Origin of the sequence: Neisseria bergeri (assembly GCA_003044455.1) — a bacterium.
GTDB classification, from domain to species: domain Bacteria; phylum Pseudomonadota; class Gammaproteobacteria; order Burkholderiales; family Neisseriaceae; genus Neisseria; species Neisseria bergeri.
This window is the reverse complement of record POWY01000001.1, coordinates 67,765-87,671: the sequence shown is the minus strand read 5'-3', so window position 1 is coordinate 87,671 and position 19,907 is coordinate 67,765. Positions and strand designations below refer to the sequence as shown.

16 protein-coding genes are annotated in these 19,907 nt (G+C 53.4%); 11 read left to right on the top strand and 5 right to left on the bottom strand.

Going from position 1 to position 19,907, the window contains the following annotated elements; genetic code table 11:
• Positions 1-45 precede the first annotated feature (45 nt).
• The 6 genes from DBY86_RS00495 (at position 46) to DBY86_RS00465 (ending at position 5,875) form a co-directional block, all read left to right on the top strand.
• Complete coding sequence (locus DBY86_RS00495) at positions 46-1,023, top strand: ABC transporter substrate-binding protein (RefSeq protein WP_107818502.1); 978 nt, start codon at positions 46-48, stop codon at positions 1,021-1,023.
• Between the two features lie 426 nt (positions 1,024-1,449).
• Positions 1,450-2,169, top strand: a complete 720-nt coding sequence (locus DBY86_RS00485) for a DUF2971 domain-containing protein (RefSeq protein WP_107818501.1) — start codon at positions 1,450-1,452, stop codon at positions 2,167-2,169.
• 185 nt (positions 2,170-2,354) lie between these two features.
• Positions 2,355-3,152 carry an ABC transporter permease gene (locus DBY86_RS00480; protein ID WP_107818500.1) on the top strand — a complete coding sequence of 266 codons (798 nt, stop codon included), beginning with the start codon at positions 2,355-2,357 and terminating at the stop codon, positions 3,150-3,152.
• Entirely contained in the window at positions 3,152-3,844 is a 693-nt protein-coding gene (locus tag DBY86_RS00475; RefSeq protein ID WP_199901021.1) for an ATP-binding cassette domain-containing protein, read from the top strand. The genes DBY86_RS00480 and DBY86_RS00475 overlap by 1 nt, the downstream gene beginning before the upstream one ends.
• A gap of 197 nt (positions 3,845-4,041) precedes the next feature.
• Positions 4,042-4,656 (top strand): CadD family cadmium resistance transporter, encoded by a 615-nt coding sequence (locus DBY86_RS00470; RefSeq protein ID WP_167435446.1) that lies wholly within the window; start codon positions 4,042-4,044, stop codon positions 4,654-4,656.
• A gap of 121 nt (positions 4,657-4,777) precedes the next feature.
• A complete protein-coding gene (locus DBY86_RS00465; protein ID WP_107818497.1) occupies positions 4,778-5,875 on the top strand; it encodes an NnrS family protein in 1,098 nt (365 codons plus the stop codon).
• Between the two features lie 46 nt (positions 5,876-5,921).
• Here DBY86_RS00465 and DBY86_RS00460 read toward each other — a convergent pair whose 3' ends face one another.
• Together DBY86_RS00460 and DBY86_RS00455 are read right to left on the bottom strand one after the other, a co-directional pair.
• Positions 5,922-8,090: a primosomal protein N' gene (locus DBY86_RS00460; RefSeq protein ID WP_107818496.1), complete on the bottom strand. Its 2,169-nt coding sequence runs from the start codon at positions 8,088-8,090 to the stop codon at positions 5,922-5,924.
• 40 nt (positions 8,091-8,130) lie between these two features.
• Positions 8,131-8,796 carry a hypothetical protein gene (locus DBY86_RS00455; RefSeq protein WP_107818841.1) on the bottom strand — a complete coding sequence of 222 codons (666 nt, stop codon included), beginning with the start codon at positions 8,794-8,796 and terminating at the stop codon, positions 8,131-8,133.
• 254 nt (positions 8,797-9,050) lie between these two features.
• Here DBY86_RS00455 and DBY86_RS00450 point away from each other — a divergent pair, with 254 nt between their 5' ends.
• On the top strand, positions 9,051-9,842 hold the full coding sequence (locus DBY86_RS00450; RefSeq protein WP_107818840.1) for a DsbC family protein: 792 nt from the start codon (positions 9,051-9,053) through the stop codon (positions 9,840-9,842).
• 100 nt (positions 9,843-9,942) lie between these two features.
• On the opposite strand, the gene DBY86_RS00445 is transcribed toward DBY86_RS00450, so the two are convergent.
• Positions 9,943-11,877 (bottom strand): MacB family efflux pump subunit, encoded by a 1,935-nt coding sequence (locus DBY86_RS00445; protein ID WP_107818495.1) that lies wholly within the window; start codon positions 11,875-11,877, stop codon positions 9,943-9,945.
• Positions 11,878-11,942: 65 nt separating this feature from the next.
• The gene (locus tag DBY86_RS00440) at positions 11,943-13,121 is read right to left on the bottom strand and encodes a MacA family efflux pump subunit (RefSeq protein ID WP_107818839.1); all 1,179 of its coding nucleotides are present in this window, start codon (positions 13,119-13,121) and stop codon (positions 11,943-11,945) included.
• A 225-nt stretch (positions 13,122-13,346) separates the two neighbouring features.
• Between DBY86_RS00440 and DBY86_RS00435 the strand changes: the two genes are divergently transcribed.
• The 3 genes from DBY86_RS00435 (at position 13,347) to DBY86_RS13215 (ending at position 15,273) form a co-directional block, all read left to right on the top strand.
• Positions 13,347-13,736: a type IV pilin protein gene (locus DBY86_RS00435; protein WP_107818494.1), complete on the top strand. Its 390-nt coding sequence runs from the start codon at positions 13,347-13,349 to the stop codon at positions 13,734-13,736.
• A gap of 280 nt (positions 13,737-14,016) precedes the next feature.
• Positions 14,017-15,063, top strand: coding sequence for an alcohol dehydrogenase AdhP (gene adhP / locus DBY86_RS00430; protein ID WP_192879269.1), 1,047 nt, complete (start codon positions 14,017-14,019; stop codon positions 15,061-15,063).
• Between the two features lie 24 nt (positions 15,064-15,087).
• Positions 15,088-15,273 (top strand): hypothetical protein, encoded by a 186-nt coding sequence (locus tag DBY86_RS13215; RefSeq protein WP_192879270.1) that lies wholly within the window; start codon positions 15,088-15,090, stop codon positions 15,271-15,273.
• A 107-nt stretch (positions 15,274-15,380) separates the two neighbouring features.
• Here the strand turns inward: DBY86_RS13215 and smc are convergent, their stop codons facing one another.
• A complete protein-coding gene (gene smc, locus DBY86_RS00420) occupies positions 15,381-18,866 on the bottom strand; it encodes a chromosome segregation protein SMC (protein WP_107818493.1) in 3,486 nt (1,161 codons plus the stop codon).
• Between the two features lie 248 nt (positions 18,867-19,114).
• On the opposite strand from smc, the gene lpxH reads away from it, so the two are divergent.
• On the top strand, positions 19,115-19,837 hold the full coding sequence (lpxH, locus tag DBY86_RS00405) for a UDP-2,3-diacylglucosamine diphosphatase (RefSeq protein ID WP_107818492.1): 723 nt from the start codon (positions 19,115-19,117) through the stop codon (positions 19,835-19,837).
• Positions 19,838-19,907: the final 70 nt, after the last annotated feature.

Genomic DNA, 19,907 nt, shown 5'->3' with positions numbered 1-19,907 from the left:
TGAAAGAATGCCTACACTGGCTTATTAAGAATTAGGAGATAAAAAATGGATATGAAAAGACGCGATTTCTTAAAAATGACCGCCGCTCTGGCAGCGGCAGGCGTTTCGCCTTCATTGTTGGCTGCCGGTAAAGAACAATTTACCGTGTACGGCGCACCAGCAATGCCCAGCGTAACCATTGCCGTAGCGGCGTTGCAAGGCAAGCTGGCGAAACAGGCGGATGTATCGCTGAAAATTTGGCGTTCACCCGACCAACTGCGCGCAGGTGTAGCAAGCGGACAATTTAAAGTCATGATGAGTCCGAGCAATGTCGGCGTGAACCTGCGCAACCAAGGGCAGAAAGTCGGCATGGTGAATATTTTGACCAACGGCATCACGCAGCTGATGTGCAAAGGCAGCGCGATTGCCTCGCCGCAGGATTTGGTCGGCAAAAAAATCCTCGTGCCGTTTAAAAACGATATGCCCGACATCGTGCTGCAAGCCTTGCTGAAAAAACTGAAAATCGACGCGCATAAAGTCGGCATCACTTACACCGCCACGCCGCCCGAAGCAGTCGGACTATTTTTGAGCAAGGACTACCACGCCACCATCCTGCCCGAACCGATGGCAACAGCCAGCCTACTTAAAGGCAAAACCATGGGCGTAAACGTCGTGCGTGGATTTGACTTGGTGAAAGCATGGGGGCAGGCGTTTGACACCAAACCGCTGATTCCGATGGCAGGCATCATCGCCAACGAAGAATATTTCCACGCACACAAGGCACAGTTCGACATCTTCCATCAGGATTTGAAAAACGCGCTCAACTGGATACTCGCCAACCGCCAAAGCGCCGCGAAAATCGGCAAAAACTACCTCCCCGCCCCCGAACCCGCCCTAGTCATGGGCTTGGACGGCGCGCGGCTAACGGTAACCAAAGGCAGCGAAGTGAAGAACGAGATTTTGAAGTTTTACGAAATCCTGATGCAATTCAACCCAAAACTTTTGGGCGGCAAGCTGCCGGATAACGGGTTCTTCTTGGCTTAGAAGAGGAAAAAGGCCGTCTGAAAATAGTGGAGTAGCCATGAAATCTGACTTGTCATTTTCAGACGGCCTATAAGGACATTATCAGCAGCGTAGGTCGGATTCTTGAATTCGATATTTCGGCTAAACGGGGCTGTCGGATACAAGTATCCGACCTACTCTTTTCAGACGGCCTATCAGATAATAGTTCAAACAGTACACAAAGAGCCGTCATTCCTGCGCAAGCGGGAATCCAGTCTTTGATATTGCAGGAATGTTTTAAAATTGCAGCAACGTCAAACCTCTGGATTCCCGCCTGCGCGGGAATGACGGTGGGTGATAACCGTAGGTTGAGTTGTTAAACTCAACAAAACCGTTGGATTGCCTGAAATGTTAGGTCATGATCCAACCTACAAGTTCAATACAATATTTTATTGAAAGGGATGATTTATGGAAAAGAATTTCCTATTTATAGATCACAAAAAATTAGATACAACAATTTATAGAATTTTTCCTATACACCGTTTTTTAGAAATTTTAGATACCAATAAATTGACTTTGGTAAAACCCAAATTATGGGATGACCCGTTTGAAAATGCCCTATTATCTTCAACATTCATCATGTCAGGAGAAGAAACCAGCATAGAGGCGAGAAATTCAGTATATGGTCAATGCTGGACTTGGCATCGGGAATCAGATGCAATGTGGCGCATTTACTCTCCTAATAAAGATGGTATTAGAGTTTCTACAACACCTAGAAAATTATTAGCAGCTTTACATAAGGAAATCGGAAAGTTTGCAAAATTTCGTGGTTTTCTTGGTCAGGTGCAGTATGCGACAAGTAAGGATTTGATAAATAAATTTCAAAAAATAGAACTATTAAAAACAGATGGAAGCGGTATCGCAGAATCGTTATTGTACAAACGAGAAGCATTCCAACATGAAAATGAAGTACGCTTAATCTATTTTGGACAAGATGGGTTATGCAAAGAAGACATCTTTAAATTTGATATTAAACCAACAGAATTATTTAAGGATCTCCTGTTTGACCCTAGGATAAATCCATATTTGAAAGAGGCATATAAAGGTCAAATTTTTGAGACGGGTGAATTTAAATTTAAACGTTCTAAGTTGTATGATCCACCTGAAAATTTTAAATTCAATTTATAAAATAATAAGCAGCAACAGTATGCTGGCGTAGTTATACCCCTGAAACTCCAAACCAAGGTCGTCTGAAAAACACTATTTGGGAAATCAAACCGTTTCGTTGGGTTACTGTGTTCCGTCTAACCCAATTACCATTTTTCAGACGACCTATCGTCCCCAAACCATCCCCATCAACCAACACTCAAACCATGATTAAAACCGACAAAATCCGCAAACCGCAGCCCGCGGTGTTTTACATCATCGACTACCTTTGGAGCGGCTTTGCCGGTCTGGGCGTGGCGATGGTGGTGGTGGCGTTGTGGGCGTGGGGCAGCGCCGTGTTCGGCGAGTTTATGCTGCCTGCGCCGGTCGAGGTGTTTCAAAAGTCGTTTGATTTATTGAAACATTTTCAGGAAAACGAAATCGGCATTTCGCTGTGGCGGTCGGTGGTGGGGATTTCGATTGCTTTGGTAGCGGGATTGGCTGCGGGGCTGGTGGCGGGCAGTTTTAAGACGGCGATGGCGTTGCTCAAGCCTGTGATTACGATTTTGTTGGCGATGCCGCCGATTATTTGGGTGGTGATGGCGTTGTTTTGGTTCGGTTTCGGCAATCCGAGCGTGCTGTTTACCATCATTGTGTTGGTTGCGCCGCTGACGTTTGCGAGTGCGGCGGTCGGGATGGCGAGCGTGAACAAGCAGCATGAAGAGTTGTTTGACGCTTATAAATTAGGCCGTCTGAAAAAAATCCGCTATCTGTATATCCCGCATCTGACGGGCTATGTGATTTCCAGCATCGGCGTGGCGGTGGCGATGGGGGTGAAGGTGGTAATTATGGCGGAACTCTTGGGCGCGAGCGAAGGCGTGGGCGCGCGGATTGCGGACGCGAGGGCGATGCTGGAGACTTCAACGGTGATGGCTTATGTGGTGTTGGTCATCGTGTTTGTGTCGCTGTTTGAATACCTGATTACCAAGCCTTTGGAAATTTTGTTTATGCCGTGGAGAAGATGATGCTCTGTCTTGAAAACGTGCGTTTTGAAATTCTCCGCGACCCCATCGTGCGCGATTTCAGTTTGAACCTGCAACACGGCGAAGTGAAGGCCTTGTTCGGACCGAGCGGCTGCGGCAAGACGACGGTTTTGCGGCTGATTGCGGGCTTGGAAACGCCGAAATCGGGCACGATACGCAATACTTTTCGCAAAACGGGTTTTCTGTTTCAGGAAAACCGCCTGCCGGAAAACCTGACCGCGATGCAGAATATCGCCATTTTTATGGATAAACCCGATGAGGACGAAATCATCGCGCTGGCGGCGAAAGTCGGGCTGACTGCGGGCGATTTGAACAAATATCCGACCGAGTTGTCCGGCGGCATGGCGAAACGGGTGGCGTTTCTGCGCCTGCTGCTGTGTGGTTGCGACCTTGCCTTGCTGGACGAGCCGTTTGTCGGTTTGGACCGCGATTTGCGCGATATTTTGGTTGCCATGCTGGTGAAAAAAATCGAGCGGCAGGGCATGGCGTGTATGCTGGTCACGCACGACCGCTTCGAAGCCGCGCGCCTGAGCCATGAAATCATGCTGCTTTCCGCTAAGGGCATGAACGTGCAAAACGTGATAACCCTGCCCACGCCGTTGTCAGAACGCAATTCAGCTTTTGAAGAAGCCGTGGTGGCAAGGGAGTTTCAGGGGATTCATTATTATGAATAATACGGGCATTTGAGTATCTGACGAACCTTGCGGTTCGTTTCCCTAACCCTCTCCCACGGGGCGAGGGCCAGGGAGAGGGTAAGCAAGCCGCAGGCTTGCCTCTTTAGCGAAAGATACGAATCTGTTATCCGAACGCGATTCGGTTTTTGAAAAAGCCGTGGTGCCAAGGAGGCAGGGGATTCATTATGAGGTGCTTTATGTTTTCGACTGTGATTACTGCTGCTGTTTTATATATTGCTACAGCAGTAGATTTGTTGGTAATACTATTAATATTTTTTGCTAGAGCAAATACTAGAAAAGAATATCGAGATATTTATATCGGACAATATTTAGGTTCTGTAATTTTAATATTAGTTAGTTTATTTCTAGCTTTTGTTTTGAATTATGTTCCGGAAAAATGGGTGTTGGGTTTATTAGGTTTAATACCGATTTACTTAGGTATTAAAGTTGCTATTTACGACGATTGTGAGGGCGAAAAAAGAGCTAAAAAAGAATTGGATGAAAAAGGGTTGTCAAAATTAGTCGGTATTGTTGCTTTGGTTACAGTTGCTAGTTGTGGTGCAGATAATATTGGACTTTTTGTTCCTTACTTTGTGACTTTAGATCTTGTCGACTTATTAGTTACTCTTCTTGTATTTTTAATATTGATTTTTGTTTTAGTATATACAGCACAAAGATTGGCTAATATTTCAGGTGTTGGTGAAATTATAGAGAAGTTTAGTCGTTGGATAATGGCTGTTATTTATATTGGTTTAGGGTTATTTATTATTATTGAAAATAATACAATTCGAACAATAATATCAATAATATGAATGATACGGGCATTTGAGTATCTGACAAACCTTGCGGCTTGCCTCTTTGGCAAAAGATACAGCCCTGTCCGCCCAATAAATCCATATCCGAAAGCATCTTCATGCAGAATCAAGCCAAGCCATGAATAAATTTTTCACCCACCCTATGCGGCCGTTTTTCGTCGGCGCGGCGGTACTTGCCATACTCGGCGCGTTGGTGTTTTTCATCAGCCCTAGTGCCGTCATTTTGCACCGCCAAATCTTCTTAGAACTCATGCTGCCTGCGGCATACGGCGGTTTTCTGACTGCCGCTATGCTTGAATGGACGGGCTATCAAGGCCGTCTGAAACCTGTCGCTACTTTGATGGCGGCATTACTGCTCGCCGCATCCGCCCTGCTGCCGTTTGCGCCGCAAACCGCTTCGTTTTTCGTCGCCGCCTATTGGCTGGTGTTGCTGCTGTTCTGCGCCTGGCTGATTTGGCTCGACCGTAACACCGACAACTTTGCCCTGTTGATGCTGCTTGCCGCATTTACCGTTTTTCAGACGGCCTATGCCGTCAGCGGCGATTTGAACCTGCTGCGTGCGCAAGTGCATCTGAACATGGCGGCAGTCATGTTCGTATCCGTCCGCGTCAGCGTCCTCTTGGGTGCGGAAGCCCTGAAAGAATGCCGTCTGAAAGACCCTGTTTTTATTCCAAATATCGTTTATAAAAACATTGCTATTACTTTCTTGCTGCTGCACGCCGCCGCCGAACTTTGGCTGCCTGCACAAACTGCCGGCTTTACCGCGCTTGCCGTCGGCTTCATCCTGCTCGCCAAGCTGCGCGAACTGCACCATCACGAACTCCTGCGCAAACACTACGTCCGCACCTATTACCTGCTCCAACTCTTTGCCGCCGTAGGCTATCTGTGGGCAGGCGCGGCGAAACTGCAAAACCTGCCCGCCTCCGCCCCCCTGCACCTGATTACCCTCGGCGGCATGATGGGTGGCGTGATGATGGTGTGGCTGACTGCCGGACTGTGGCACAGCGGCTTTACCAAACTCGACTACCCCAAACTCTGCCGCATCGCCGTCCCCATCCTCTTCGCCGCCGCCGTCTCGCGCGCTGTTTTAATGAACGTGAACCCGATATTCTTCATCACCGTCCCCGCGATTCTGACCGCCGCCGTGTTCGTGCTTTACCTGCTGACATTCGTACCTATTTTTCGGGCGAACGCGTTTACAGACGATCCGGAATAAAAATGCCGTCTGAAACGGTTTTCAGACGGCATCGGATTGCCAATAATCAAGCCTCCTGCGGATCGACATCCACCGACCATCTGATTTTGCCGTCGCGGTTTTGCTGCAACACCTGCACCCACAAACTCACGGCGCGGTGCAAATCCTGTCGGGATACCGATTCGAGGAAAACTTGCGCGCGTTCGCGTTCGGCAAGGCGCACCATCAGCATCGGGGCCGCGCCGAACTGGGAAATGCTTTCGGGCAAAAGCGGGGCGAGGGTTTCTTTGGCGGCGTTGAGAAATTCCATCGCATCGGCAACGCGCGGCGCGTCGGCGCGAACGGCGGTCTGGAAACCGAAGGGCGGCATGGCGAACATTTGCCGCTCGTCCAATTCGTTTTCGGCAAACACGGCGTAGTCCTGCGCTTTGACGGCGGCGAAGACGGGATGTTCGGGCAGTTGGGTCTGTATCAGCACCTTGCCGGGTTTGTCGGCACGCCCCGCCCTGCCGGACACTTGCATCAGCTCGGCGAACAGCCTTTCTGGCGCGCGGAAATCCGCGCTGTACAGGCTGCCGTCGGCGTTCAACACGATAACGAGGTTGAGCCGCTCGAAATCATGGCCTTTGGCGAGCATCTGCGTGCCGACCAAAATGTCGATTTCGTTGTCGGCGATACGGCGGTACAAATCCGCCCAGTCGTTTTTGTGCGCGGTGCTGTCCCTGTCGACGCGGACGACGGCGGCCTTGGGTAAGAAGGCGCGCAAGGTTTCTTCGACGCGCTGTGTGCCGTGGCCGACGGCGGTCAGGTCTTGGTTGCCGCAGTCGGGGCATTTGAACGGGACGGGTTCGCGGTGGTCGCAGTGGTGACAGCGCAGTTGGCGGGCGCGTTGGTGCAGCACCATTTTGGCGGAGCAGTTCGGGCAGCCGAAGGTATGGCCGCAGTCGCCGCAAAACAGCGCAGGCGCGAAGCCGCGACGGTTGAGGTACACCAGCGACATGCCGCCTGCTTCGAAGTTCTGTTTCAAAAGCTGCAAGGCTTGCGGCGAGAAGCCGTTGTCGAGTTTCAGACGACCTACGTTGAGGATGTCCACTTGCGGCAGTTGCGCGGCGGTATGGGCGCGTTCGGTCAGTTGCAGCAGGCGGTACGCGCCGCTTTGCGCCTTGTGCCAGCTCTCCAAGCTGGGCGTGGCACTGCCCAACACGACGGGGCAGCCGCTCTGTTTCGCCCGCCACACCGCCAAATCGCGGGCGTGGTAGCGCAATTCGTTGTCCTGTTTGAACGAGCCGTCGTGTTCCTCATCGACCACAATCAGCCCGACATCATCCATCGGCGTGAACACTGCCAGCCGCGTGCCAATCACCAGCTTCGCCTGTCCCAACATGGCGCGCAGATAATCCTGCGTGCGCTTGCCTGCCGCCATCTGGCTGTGCAACACGGCGGTCGGTACGTCGGCAAAACGGTTTTCCACCCGCTTCAAAAGCTGCGGCGTGAGGTTGATTTCGGGCAACAAAAACAACACCTGCCGCCCCTGCGCCAACACTTTCGCCATCGCATCGAAATACACCTCGGTCTTGCCGCTGCCGGTGATGCCGTACAGCAGAAACGGTTGAAAACTGCCGAAGGCCGTCTGAATTTCATCGGAAGCCTTCTGCTGGTCGACGTTGAGCTGAAATTCAGACGACCTTAATATAGGATTCGCCGCTTCCGTCGTTTCAATCCAGCCCTGCTCCGCCCAATCCTCAATCAATTTCGCCGCCTGCGCGTTTACCTGCTTCAACGCCGCCATCGTCATCCCGCCCGACAGCAGCGTGTCCCACAAAGCCGCTTTTTTGTTAAACCGTGCCAGCGGCGGCGTTTGCGCCCTGCCCGCTTCGTTCAGCGCGTAAAACAACGGCGGCTGCGGCATTTCCACTGCGCGCGTTTCCTTCAAACCCTGCGGCAGCGCGGCAAACACCGCCTGCCCCGTCGGATAGTGGTAATAACGCGACGTAAACGCCAACAAATCACGCCAGCTTTGAGGCAACGGCTTTTCTTCCACAAAGGCCGTCTGAACGCTCAAAATCCGCGCCGTATCCATATCGGGCGCAATATCCGTTTCCCACACCATCCCGACCACGGTCTTGTTGCGGAAAGGCACAAGCACCCGCGTTCCCGGAGGAAGCGGCTCAGAATACGAATAAGTCAAAAGGCCGTCTGAAAGCGGCACGTTTACGGCGATGCGGTGGTAGATCATGGTGTGTAAAAATGTTTGGGGCCGTCTGAAAAAACGGAAGCTATTTGCACAAATACAAACAGTCTTTATCTAAAATAAAGCCGTAACCCTGTTTCCACAAATCGAAATAAGGACGGAGAAAATCGCTGTCAGGCTTGTTGCGGTAAAGCGGATATTGCAGATAGGCGGACAGGTAATAATCGCAATTTATAGAATAATAGGCTTCGTCCAACACTTGTTCGGGGCTGTTGTCATCTGTATTACTAATCCGCCATTCATCAAATGCTTCTCCAAACAAGTCCCGAGTATCGTCAAACTCTTCCGCAGGCTCACCCAAACGTATCTGTTTAATCGCTGCCAAGGCTGCAATCAGCTCTTCGTCTTCAACAAAGCGGGCAAATTCGCGCAGACCTTCCAGCAAACGCTCGCCCGTCTGTCTCACTTCTGCCTCATCTTGCACAGGCGGGCAGAAATAGCCGGGAATATAGCCGCCGTCGAGGATTTCTTGATTGTGTTCGGCAGTGTTTTGATACACAGGCATGATGCGCGCCAGCAATTCCTGTCCCTTTTCCAAAGGTTCAAACACCGCAGCCACGCCTTCTCCGTCGGGCATAAAACCTTGAAACAAACCGTAGAAATAATCTTCCCAGCCATTATATTTATCTGCTGCCTGCGGCTCTTCGCCCAGCAGCTTAAACAGATATTCAGCGTATTCTTGTTGGTTCATCATTTTTCTCAAAGTGTCGGTAAAATCTTTCAGTTGCCCGCAGCAAATCTTTCAGACGGCCTCAAACCGCACTAAAATCCGCTTAGCCATATATTTACAGCGATGCGGTGGTAGATCATACAAACAATCAAATTATTTTTGCGTATTTTAACAGCCGGAAGCTATTTTCAGACGATAAATTGAGCCTCGGCGCAATGCAGGCGCAACAGAGGTTTGATACAATGCCGCTTTTCCAACACGCGCAATCATCTGATATGAAAACCAAGTTAATCAAAATCTTAACCCCCTTTACCGTCCTCCCGCTGCTGGCGTGCGGTCAAACGCCCGTTTCCAACGCCAACGCCGAACCCGCCGTCAAAGCCGAGTCCGCCGCCCCCGTACAAGGAAAAGTCGGCGAAGCCTTGAAAGCACGCCTCGAAAAAATTTACGAATCCCAAGACCTGAAAGTCATCAGCGTCAGCGAAACACCGGTCAGAGGCATTTACGAAGTCGTCATCAGCGGAAGGCAGATTATCTACACCGATGCAAACGCCGATTATCTATTTTCCGGCGAACTTCTTGACATCAACAACCGGAAAAACCTCACCGAACAGCGTATGGCAGATTTGAACAAAATCGACTTCGCCTCCCTGCCTTTGGACAAAGCCATCAAAGAAGTACGCGGCAACGGCAAGCTGAAAGTCGCCGTCTTCTCCGACCCGGATTGTCCGTTCTGCAAACGCTTGGAACACGAGTTTGAAAAAATGACCGACGTGACGGTTTACAGCTTTATGATGCCCATTGCCGGCCTGCACCCCGATGCCGCACGCAAAGCGCAAATCTTATGGTGCCAGCACGACCGCGCCAAAGCGTGGACGGAATGGATGCGTAAAGGCAAATTCCCGGCCGGCGGCAGCATCTGCGACAACCCCGTCGCGGAAACCACTTCCTTGGGCGAACAGTTCGGATTCAACGGCACACCGACCCTCGTCTTCCCCAACGGGCGCACCCAAAGCGGCTACAGCCCGATGCCCCAACTGGAGGAAATCATCCGCAAAAATCAATAATCCATCCGCAAAACAAAAGGCTTGGAACCGTGTTCCAAGCCTTTTTCAAATGCCGTCTGAAGCCTGCCCGGCAGCTTCAGACGGCATCTTTGTGCCAACCTCAATCCTGCGCCAATGCGTCTATCGGATTGAGTTTGGCCGCCTTATTGGCAGGCATAAAGCCGAACGCGATGCCGATTCCGGTCGAGCAGGCGACCGCCCCGATAACGGATGCCGCCGAGATGTCCATCGGGAAGTCGGTTACAAAATGATTGAACACGAGGCTGACGGCGGCGGACAAACCTACGCCGACCAAGCCTCCGATGATGCAGATTAACACCGCCTCAATCAAAAACTGCTGCAAAATATTGCCGCGCCGCGCACCGATTGCCATCCGTATGCCGATTTCTTTGGTGCGCTCGGTAACGGACACCAGCATAATGTTCATCACGCCGATGCCGCCGACTGCCAACGAAATCAATGCGATGGAGGAAATCAGCAGCTTCATCGTACCGGTGGTGCTTTCAACCATCTGCCTGATGCTGTCGCTGTTGTTCATAAAGAAATCTTCCGTGCCGTGCCGTGCTTTGAGCAGCTCGGTCAGCCCTTTTTCGGCAACCTGTGTGTTGGCATCGTCTTTGATTTTGACGGTGATGGAGTTGGTGTGGCTCTCGCCTGTGATTTGGTGCATCACGGTCGTATAGGGCGACCAAAGCATCAGCACGTCGGAATTGCCGAAAGCATTTTCGTCTTTTTTCATCACGCCGATGACGGTCAAGGGGCGTTTCCTGAACAAAATGGTTTTACCCAACGGATCCGAGTCCGCAAAGAGTTTGTCTTTGACATTTTGGTCGATGACGACGACTTGCGCGTCTTCTTTCACATCGTTTTCGTCAAACAGCCGCCCCGTTTCCAGCTTCAGCCCGCGCACGTCGAAATATTGTTCGCCCACGCCGTAAAGCGAGGCGGTCAGGTCGGTGTTGCGGTAAGTCAGCGTGCCGCCGCTCGAAGTCATGGGCGTGGCGGAAGCAACATAGCTTTGTTTGCCGATGATTTTCGCGTCGTCTATGGTCAGGGTCCTGATTTTGCCGCTGCGCCTGTCGCCGAAGCCGCGCCCGGGGAAGATGCTGATGGTGTTCGTCCCCATCGAGCTGATGTCTTCGAGGATTTTTTTCTGCGAACCGTTGCCCAGTGCGACGACGGAGACGACGGATGCGATGCCGATGATGATGCCGAGCATCGTCAGAAGCGAACGCATTTTGTGCGCCAATACTGCTTGCACCGACATTCTGAAGGCTTCGACAAACTGGTCGTAATAAAACGACCACGAGGCTTTTTCCTGAATCCTCCCGACATTGCTTGCGGGGATTTCGGGATTTTTCGAGGTGTCGGAAATGATTTCGCCGTCCCGGATTTCGATGACGCGGTTAGCGTTGGCGGCGATGCCGGGGTCGTGCGTTACCATAATGACGGTATGGCCCGCTTTGTGCAGCCTGCGGATGATTTCCATCACGTTTTTGCCGCTGGCGGTATCGAGCGCGCCGGTCGGCTCGTCGGCGAAGATGATTTCGCCGCCGTTCATCAGGGCGCGGGCGATGGAGACGCGCTGCTGCTGTCCGCCCGAGAGTTCGCCGGGCTTGTTGCCCTCTTTGCTTGCCAAACCCAAATCCTGCAACAACTTCTCCGCCCGCGCGGAACGCTCTTTGCCGCCCATACCCATATACACGGCTGGCAGCGCGACGTTGTCCCTTGCGGTCAGCGAGCTTAAGAGGTTGTAGCGTTGGAAGATGAAACCGAAGCGTTCGCGGCGCAATGCCGCCAGTTCGTCAGGCTGCATTTTGGCAGTTTCGATGCCGTCGATTCGGTACGAACCGGAACCGGCGGTATCCAAACAGCCGAGTATGTTCATCAGCGTAGACTTGCCCGAACCGGACTGCCCGATAATGGCGACAAAATCGCCCTTCTCTATCGACAGGCTGATGTCTTTCAAAATATGGACGCGGTTCTCGCCGCTGCCGAAATAGCGGTTGATGTTTTTACATTCGATCAAGCTCATAATGTTCCGTAAATCAATAACAAATGCCGTCTGAAACCGTTTCCGTGTTCAGACGGCATATTCGTTTATCGGCGCGGCGGGCCGCCCATGACGCGTTCGCTGCTTTCCTGTTGCTCGGCGGCGGTCATTTCGGAGATGACCACTTTATCCCCCTCTTTCAAACCGCTTTTCACTTCGGTATTCATACTGTCTTTCATACCGGTTCGGATTTCGCGCTCCACTGCTTTGCCGTCTGCACCCAACACGCGTACGAACGCCTTGCCGCCACGATTTTTCACGGTCAGCGACGGAATAATCAGCACATTTTTCACACCGTCGATTTCAACCGTATTCTGCGTCGTCATCCCCGTGGCGAGTTTGCCGTCCGGATTCGGCACAAACGAACGGGCATAATAATAGACCGCATTGGAAGCCGTATCCGTACTGCTGTTGTAGCCGCCCGACGACATCGTGGTCAGCCCGGGGTCGACGCTGTCGAGTTTTGCCTTAATCGGCGTATCCGGTTCGGACAAAATCGTAAACGAAATATCCTGCCCCGCCTTCACCTTGGTAATATCGCCCTCGGCAATCTGCATTTTGTTCAACATCATACCCAAATTGGCAAGCTGAATAATCGTCGGTGCGGACTGCGCCGCGTTCACGGTTTGCCCTTCTTCCACGGGAATCGCCACCACCGTGCCGTCCATCGTCGCGGTAATGCGCGTGTAGCCCAATTCCGACTCGGCGGTATTGATGGAAATTTTGCTCTGTCTGATTAGAGCCTTCAGCTCGGCAACATTGGCTTTGGCGGCGGCAAGCGTATCCTGCGCGCTTTCCAAATCTTCTTTAGAGGTCGCATCATCCTTCCATAACGCCGCCTGGCGTTTGTATTTCTTCTCCGCACTGCCCAATGCAATCTGTGCCGACACCAGCTTCGCCTGATACGTTTCCAATTTGGATTTTTCCATATTGAGCGTGTTGGTCTGCGTGGTCGAATTAATTTCCGCAATCAAATCGCCCTTTTTGACCTGTTGCCCGAGTTTGACATAAAGCTTCTTAATCTGCCCCGAAGCCTGCGCGCCGACCGATACCAGGTTGGACGGCGAAATTTCCCCCGTCGCGGAAACCGTCCGGCTGATGTCGCCGCGCCTGACCGTTTCCGTAATATAAGAAGCCTGCGGCTCGGGCTTCAGATAAGACCATCCGCCCCAAACCGCTGCCGCCGCGACCGCCGCAACAGCCGCCCATTTCATCATTTTTGCCATATTTTCAATTCTCTGTATGCGCCAATCCCATAAATCGGAAGCGGATTCTACCGCAAGTCCCTGCCCCATCCAAGGCGGCAAACCACCGACAATAAAAATAACCATTTGTTTTAAATGGCTTATACAATCTGCTTTCCCTAAAATTTCAATCCGTTTACATATTCCGCCATTTCCGATACGGCGTTATAATGCCGCCGACTGATAAACAAATGGAAACACATTGCTATGAAAAACGTTCAAAAAGGCTTCACGCTGATCGAGCTGCTGATTGCCGTCGCCATCCTCAGCATCCTGACGCTCATCGCCTACCCCTCCTATAAAACCTACACCCGCCGCATCCGCCTGTCGGAAGTCAAATCCACCCTGCTGATGAACGCGCAAAACTTGGAACGTTACTACCTCCAAAAAGGAACGTTTGAGAACTACGACGAAACCAAACTGAAACAAAACAAATATTTCGACATTACCTTAAGCAAAGTCAGCCCCGACCACTTCACCCTTCAGGCCGACCCCAATCGGGCGACCAACGAAGGCGAAACCTGCATCGTTACGCTCAACGACGGCGGCACGCTTTCCGCCGCCGGCAGCGGGCAGGACTGCCCGGACTTCGACTGACCCTCCGCCGAAGCCCCCAAACCCGTAAAAATGCCGTCCGGACACAGCTTCAGACGGCATTTTTACGGGTTCGCCCATCCGTTTTTTCAAACTTGAAACCTGCCGCCCCGCATCCGGCAACCTCCACGATGCCGCGCCTCCCTAACTGTTATAATATAACATATGATCCATATTTTTCAACAACATACCATTTGACCCTCAAGATGCGGAAGCGTATGCTTACCCCTATATCGGACAACATTCCGTTTACAGGTTTTTTACCTTGAAAAGGAGCGCAATCATGAAAATGCAGGCAGTTGTTGTGAATAAAAATGTAGCGGGCGATGTGGAAGTAGTCGAACGCGAGGTTCGCCCGTTGGAATACGGCGAGGCGTTGGTCGAAGTCGAATATTGCGGCGTGTGCCACACCGACCTGCACGTTGCGGCAGGCGACTACGGCGACAAACCGGGCCGCGTGCTGGGACACGAGGGCATCGGTTTGGTTAAAGAAGTTGCCGACGGTGTGAAAAATCTGAAAGTCGGCGACCGCGTCAGCATCGCCTGGCTGTTCCAAAGCTGCGGCTCTTGCGAATACTGCAACACCGGCCGCGAAACCCTGTGCCGTTCCGTATTGAACGCGGGGTACACCGCCGACGGCGGTATGGCGACCCACTGCATCGTCAATGCGGATTATGCAGTCAAAGTCCCCGACGGACTCGACCCCGCCCAAGCGTCCAGCATCACTTGCGCCGGCGTTACCTGCTACAAAGCCGTGAAAGTGTCCGGCGTGCGTCCGGGACAGTGGATTGCCATCTACGGCGCGGGCGGTTTGGGCAACTTGGGTGTCCAATACGCGAAAAAAGTATTCGGCGCACACGTCGTTGCCATCGACATCAACGACGACAAGCTGGCGTTTGCCAAAGAAACCGGCGCGGATTTGGTTGTCAACGCCGCCAAAGAAGACGCTGCCAAAGTGATTCAGGAAAAAACCGGCGGCGCACACGCTGCGGTCGTAACCGCCGTATCTGCTGCCGCATTCAACTCTGCCGTGGATTGCGTCCGTGCGGGCGGACGTGTGGTTGCCGTCGGACTGCCGCCGGAATCGATGGATTTGTCCATCCCGCGTTTGGTTTTGGACGGCATCGAAGTGGTCGGCTCTTTGGTCGGCACGCGTAAAGATTTGGAAGAAGCCTTCCAATTCGGCGCGGAAGGTTTGGTTGTACCCAAAGTCCAACTGCGTGCTTTGGATGAAGCTCCCGCCATTTTCCAAGAAATGCGCGAAGGCAAAATCACCGGCCGTATGGTAATCGATATGAAAAAAGAATGCGGCTGCGGCCACCACCGCTGATTTGACGTGGCGGTACACATCGAAATGCCGTCTGAACGCTGTTCAGACGGCATTTTTTATGGATTTGGATTTGATTTTAATCCGTTCTGTTTGAAATATAGTGAATTAACAAAAATCAGAACAAGGCGGCGAGCCGCAGACAGTACAGATAGTACGGAACCGATTCACTTGGTGCTTCAGCACCTTAGAGAATCGTTCTCTTTGAGCTAAGGCGAGCCAACGCTGTACCGGTTTAAATTTAATTCACTATACCGTCTGAAAACCCGTATCGCAACACGTCATTAAAAACGGCAAGATTCAGCCGTTCTGCAACCCGTTTAAACGGCTTCCGCCATTTCCAATGCCTGTTTGATGTCCACGGCGACGACACGCGATACTCCTTTTTCCTGCATGGTTACACCGACCAGCTGTTCCGCCATTTCCATGGTCAGGCGGTTGTGGGAGATGTAGAGGAATTGGGTTTGCGCCGACATTTCTTTGACCAGGTTGCAGAAACGCGAGGTGTTGGCGTCGTCCAGCGGGGCATCGACTTCGTCCAAAAGGCAGAAGGGGGCGGGGTTGAGGCTGAACAGGGCGAACACGAGGCTCATGGCGGTGAGGGCTTTTTCGCCGCCGGAGAGGAGGTGGATGGTGCTGTTTTTCTTGCCGGGCGGACGCGCCATGATGGATACGCCGGCGGTCAGGAGGTCGTCGCCTATCATTTTGAGGGTGGCTTCGCCGCCGCCGAACAGGGTCGGGAAGAAGGTTTGGACTTTGCCGTTGACGGCATCGAAGGTTTCTTTGAAACGCGCTTTGGTTTTGTCGTCGATTTGGGCGATGGCTTCTTCCAAAAGGGTGATGGCTGCCTGTACATCTTCGCTCTGGCTGCGGTAGTAGCCGTCGCGTTCGCGCGCTTCTTCGAGTTCTTGCAGGGCGGCGAGGTTGACGGCGCCGAGGGCTTCGATTTGCCGGGTGAGGCTGCCGATGCTGCTGTTCAATACTTTCGGCGATTCTTTCGCCAACGCTTCGAGCGCGTCCAAATCGGCGGCGCGTTCGGTCAGGTTTTGATGGTAGCGTTTGGCGTTAATCAGGGCTTCCTGCTGCTGCAACAGGGCGGTTTGGGTGGCGGCCTGAAGCTGCGGCAGCTTGGTTTGCAGGGTTTGTACGCGGGCGTATTGCTCCCTGCCCTGCTCCTGAATCTGCGCGAGTTTTTCCTGCACGGCGATGTATTCTTCGTCCAGCGTGTGCACGGCTTCGGTCAGCTCGTCGAGCTTGATGTGCTGCTCGTCGTTTTGGAACTCGGTTTCATAGGCGAGGGCAAGCTCTTGCTGGCGTTCCTGCCAGTCTAGGGTTTGCTGTTCGAGTCGGGCGATTTGCTGTTGGTAGTTTTGTTTTTGCTGGTTGAGCTTGTGGACGGCGACTTCGGCAAGCCCGTATTGGCGGTTGGCTTCCAATAGGGCAAGCTGCGCCTGTTTCAGACGGCCTTGCTGCTCTTGGCGGCTGTGTGCGGTGGTTTGCTGTTGGTGTTCAAGTTCGGCGGCGGCTTCCTGCAAAGTAGCGATGTCGTCTGAAAGCCCGTCGGACGTGTGTTGCAACACGGTCTGTTCTTCCGCCAATTGCGCCAGTTCGCGCTCGATGTGTTCGCGGCGGATTTGCCCTTGGTTGGTGCGCGCCAAGAGTTCGGCGGCGCGTTGCTGCGCTTGGCTGTATTGGCGCGTGTGCTGTTGTTGCTGCTGCATCAGGTTTTTGTGCTGCACTTCGGACGAGCGCACAGCAGCCTCCTCCTGTTTGAACGCGGCTTCGGCGGCGGAGAGTTCGGGGGCGAGGTTTTCCAGTTCGGACGCGATGCCGTCGAGGCGCGCTTTTTGGGCAATCAGGCTTTCCTGCGCGGGTTTGGCATAGAGCAGGACGCTGACTTTGTCGACCTGATGGCCTTCGGGCGTGAGCCAGATTTGGTGTGCGCCCAAATCGCTTTGATGCGCGAGGGCGTAGCTCAAATCGGGTGCGCACAATACGCCGTCGAGCCAGTGGTGCAATGCCGTCTGAAACGGCGGCTGTGCTTGGATTTGGTTCAGCAATGCCTGTACGGGCAGGGATTTTTTGAGGCCGCCTGAGAGGTCGTCTGAAAGCCATGCTGCCTGCCCCTGCGGCAACGGCACGGGGGGAACGAAGCCGTGCGGCACGGCGCGGGCGTGCAGGCGTTCGGCAAGGATGACGGACAAGGCGTGCTGCCACTCGGCGGGCGCGGTGATGTGTTGCCACAGCTGCGGCGCGGCGGCGTGGTCGGTTGCCTGCCAGAAGTCGGCGGCTTCCTGCTGTTGCGACAGGATTTGCGACAACGCCTGCTGCTGCGCCTGCAAGGTGATGTGTCGCTGCTTCAGGTTTTGGAAGCGGTTTGAGGCCGTCTGAAACGCCTCGCGGGCGGCGTGTAAGGCTTCTTCGGCGGCAATGATTTGTTCTTCGTAATGCTCTTGCCGGCTTTGCAACAAGGCGGCGGCTTCCTGCGCAGCGGCGGTTTCGGCTTCGTCGGGCAGGTTCAGGGCTTGGTTTTCCTGTTTCAGACGACCTTTGCGCTCTTCGTGCTTGGCAACGGTTTGTCCGGTATGGGCAAGCTGCTGCTGCTTCAACGCCAGTTCGCGGCGGATGCGGTTTGCCTCGTCCTGCTGGGTTTGGAAGGCGGTGTTGAGCGTGGCTTGGGCTTCTTCCAATTCGGGCAGACGTTCTTCGTGTTCGGCAACCTGCATCGCCCATTCCGCCAGCTCGGTTTGCTTTTCTTCGGCCTGCAACTCGTTTTCTTCAAGCTGCACGCGGATTTGCTGCTGCTCCTGATGGATGCGTTGCAACTGCGCCTGAGCCGCCTGCTTGTCGCGTTCGATGCGTTGGTGCAGGTTTTGTTGATGGCGGATTTGTTCTTCCAAACGGGCAATCTGTTCGCGCAACACGCCGCGTTTATTGCTCAATTCGTGTACCGCCTGCTGCTGCGACTGCTCGGCGGTCTGCAAGGCGTGTACTTCGTCGTTTAACGCCTGAACCTGCGCGGCGGTTTCGTCCTGCTGCGCCTGCAAAGACTGATGCTGCGCGGTCGCCTTGTCGGCGGCGGCAAGCGATTGCTGCCATTGGGCGTAATCGAGCAAATCCTGTTGTTGGTTCAACTGCGCGGTCAGGGATTGGTAGCGTTCGGCGGTTTCTGCCTGTTTTTCCAGCTTTTCCACCTGACGCGCCAACTCGTTCTGCAAATCGCCCAAACGCTGCAAATGCTCGCGCGTGTCTTTCAGACGGCCTTCCGTCTCCTTGCGGCGTTCCTTATATTTGGACACGCCCGCCGCCTCCTCGATATAGGCGCGCAACTCCTCCGGCCGCGCTTCGATGATGCGCGAAATCATCCCCTGCTCGATAACGGCATAACCGCGCGCACCCACGCCCGTACCCAAAAATAAATCGGTAATGTCGCGGCGGCGCACGGTCTGATTGTTGATGAAATAAGTCGATTCGCCCTGCCGCGTCAGCTGCCGCTTGATGCTTACCTCGGCGTACTGCCCCCACGCGCCCTGCAAACTGTGGTCGCTGTTGTCAAACACCAGCTCCACCGAAGCCCTCGGCGCAGGACGGCGCGTCGCCGCACCGTTAAAAATCACGTCCTGCATACTCTCGCCGCGAAGCTGTTTCGCCGAAGCCTCACCCAACACCCAGCGCACCGCATCAATCACATTCGACTTGCCGCAGCCGTTCGGCCCGATAACCGCAACAAGCTGCCCCGGAACATGAATCGTGGTCGGGTCGGTAAAAGATTTGAAGCCGGAGAGTTTGATGTGGGTCAGGCGCATAATGGTCGGAAAAAATAAAAAAGAAGCGTATTTTAACGGAAATCTCGCTGCACCACCCCATATCTTTCCGGCAAAACCTTACCGCATCCCGCACCCGCGATGCCGTCTGAAGCCTTCAGATGGCATTTTTAACGCGCCCGAACCCCGGTTCCGCCAACGCCCGATGCTTGGCGCGGCATTTGCCGTATTGCCCCGCCGCTGGGCGCGTTATAATCCGCCACTACATCCGCCCGATTGGAAAGCAACCTATGAAACCCGCCTATTTCATCTCCGACCTGCATTTGAGCGAAAAGCATCCCGAACTGACCGCGCTGTTGCTGCGTTTTTTACGTTCTTCCGCCGCCGGACAGGCGCGGGCGGTTTATATTTTGGGCGATTTGTTTGATTTCTGGGTGGGCGATGACGAAGTTTCCGAGTTGAATACTTCGGTTGCGCGTGAAATCAGGAAATTGTCCGACAAAGGCGTTGCCGTGTTCTTTGTCAGGGGTAACCGCGACTTCCTAATCGGTCAGGATTTTTGCCGGCGTGCGGGCATGACGCTACTGCCGGATTACTCGGTTTTGGACTTGTTCGGCTGCAAAACCCTCATCTGCCACGGCGACACTCTGTGTACGGATGACAGGGCATACCAACGTTTCCGCAAAATCGTGCATCGGAAGCGGCTGCAAAAACTGTTCCTGATGCTGCCTCTGAAGTGGCGCACACGCCTTGCCGCCAAAATCAGGCGTGTCAGCAAAATGGAAAAACAGGTCAAGCCCGCCGATATTATGGATGTCAATGCCGCCTTTACCACGCGGCAGGTTCGCGCCTTTAACGCGGAAAGGCTGATACACGGGCACACCCACCGCGAGCATATCCATCACGAAAACGGCTTTACCCGCATCGTTTTGGGCGACTGGCATAACGACTATGCTTCAATCCTCCGTGTGGACGGGGACGGCGCGGTATTCGTGCCGCTGGAAAAATGCTGAAAATGCCGTCTGAAGCCTTTCGGACGGCTTTTTTTACACGCCCCTTTCCCACACTCCCTCCGCCGCATCA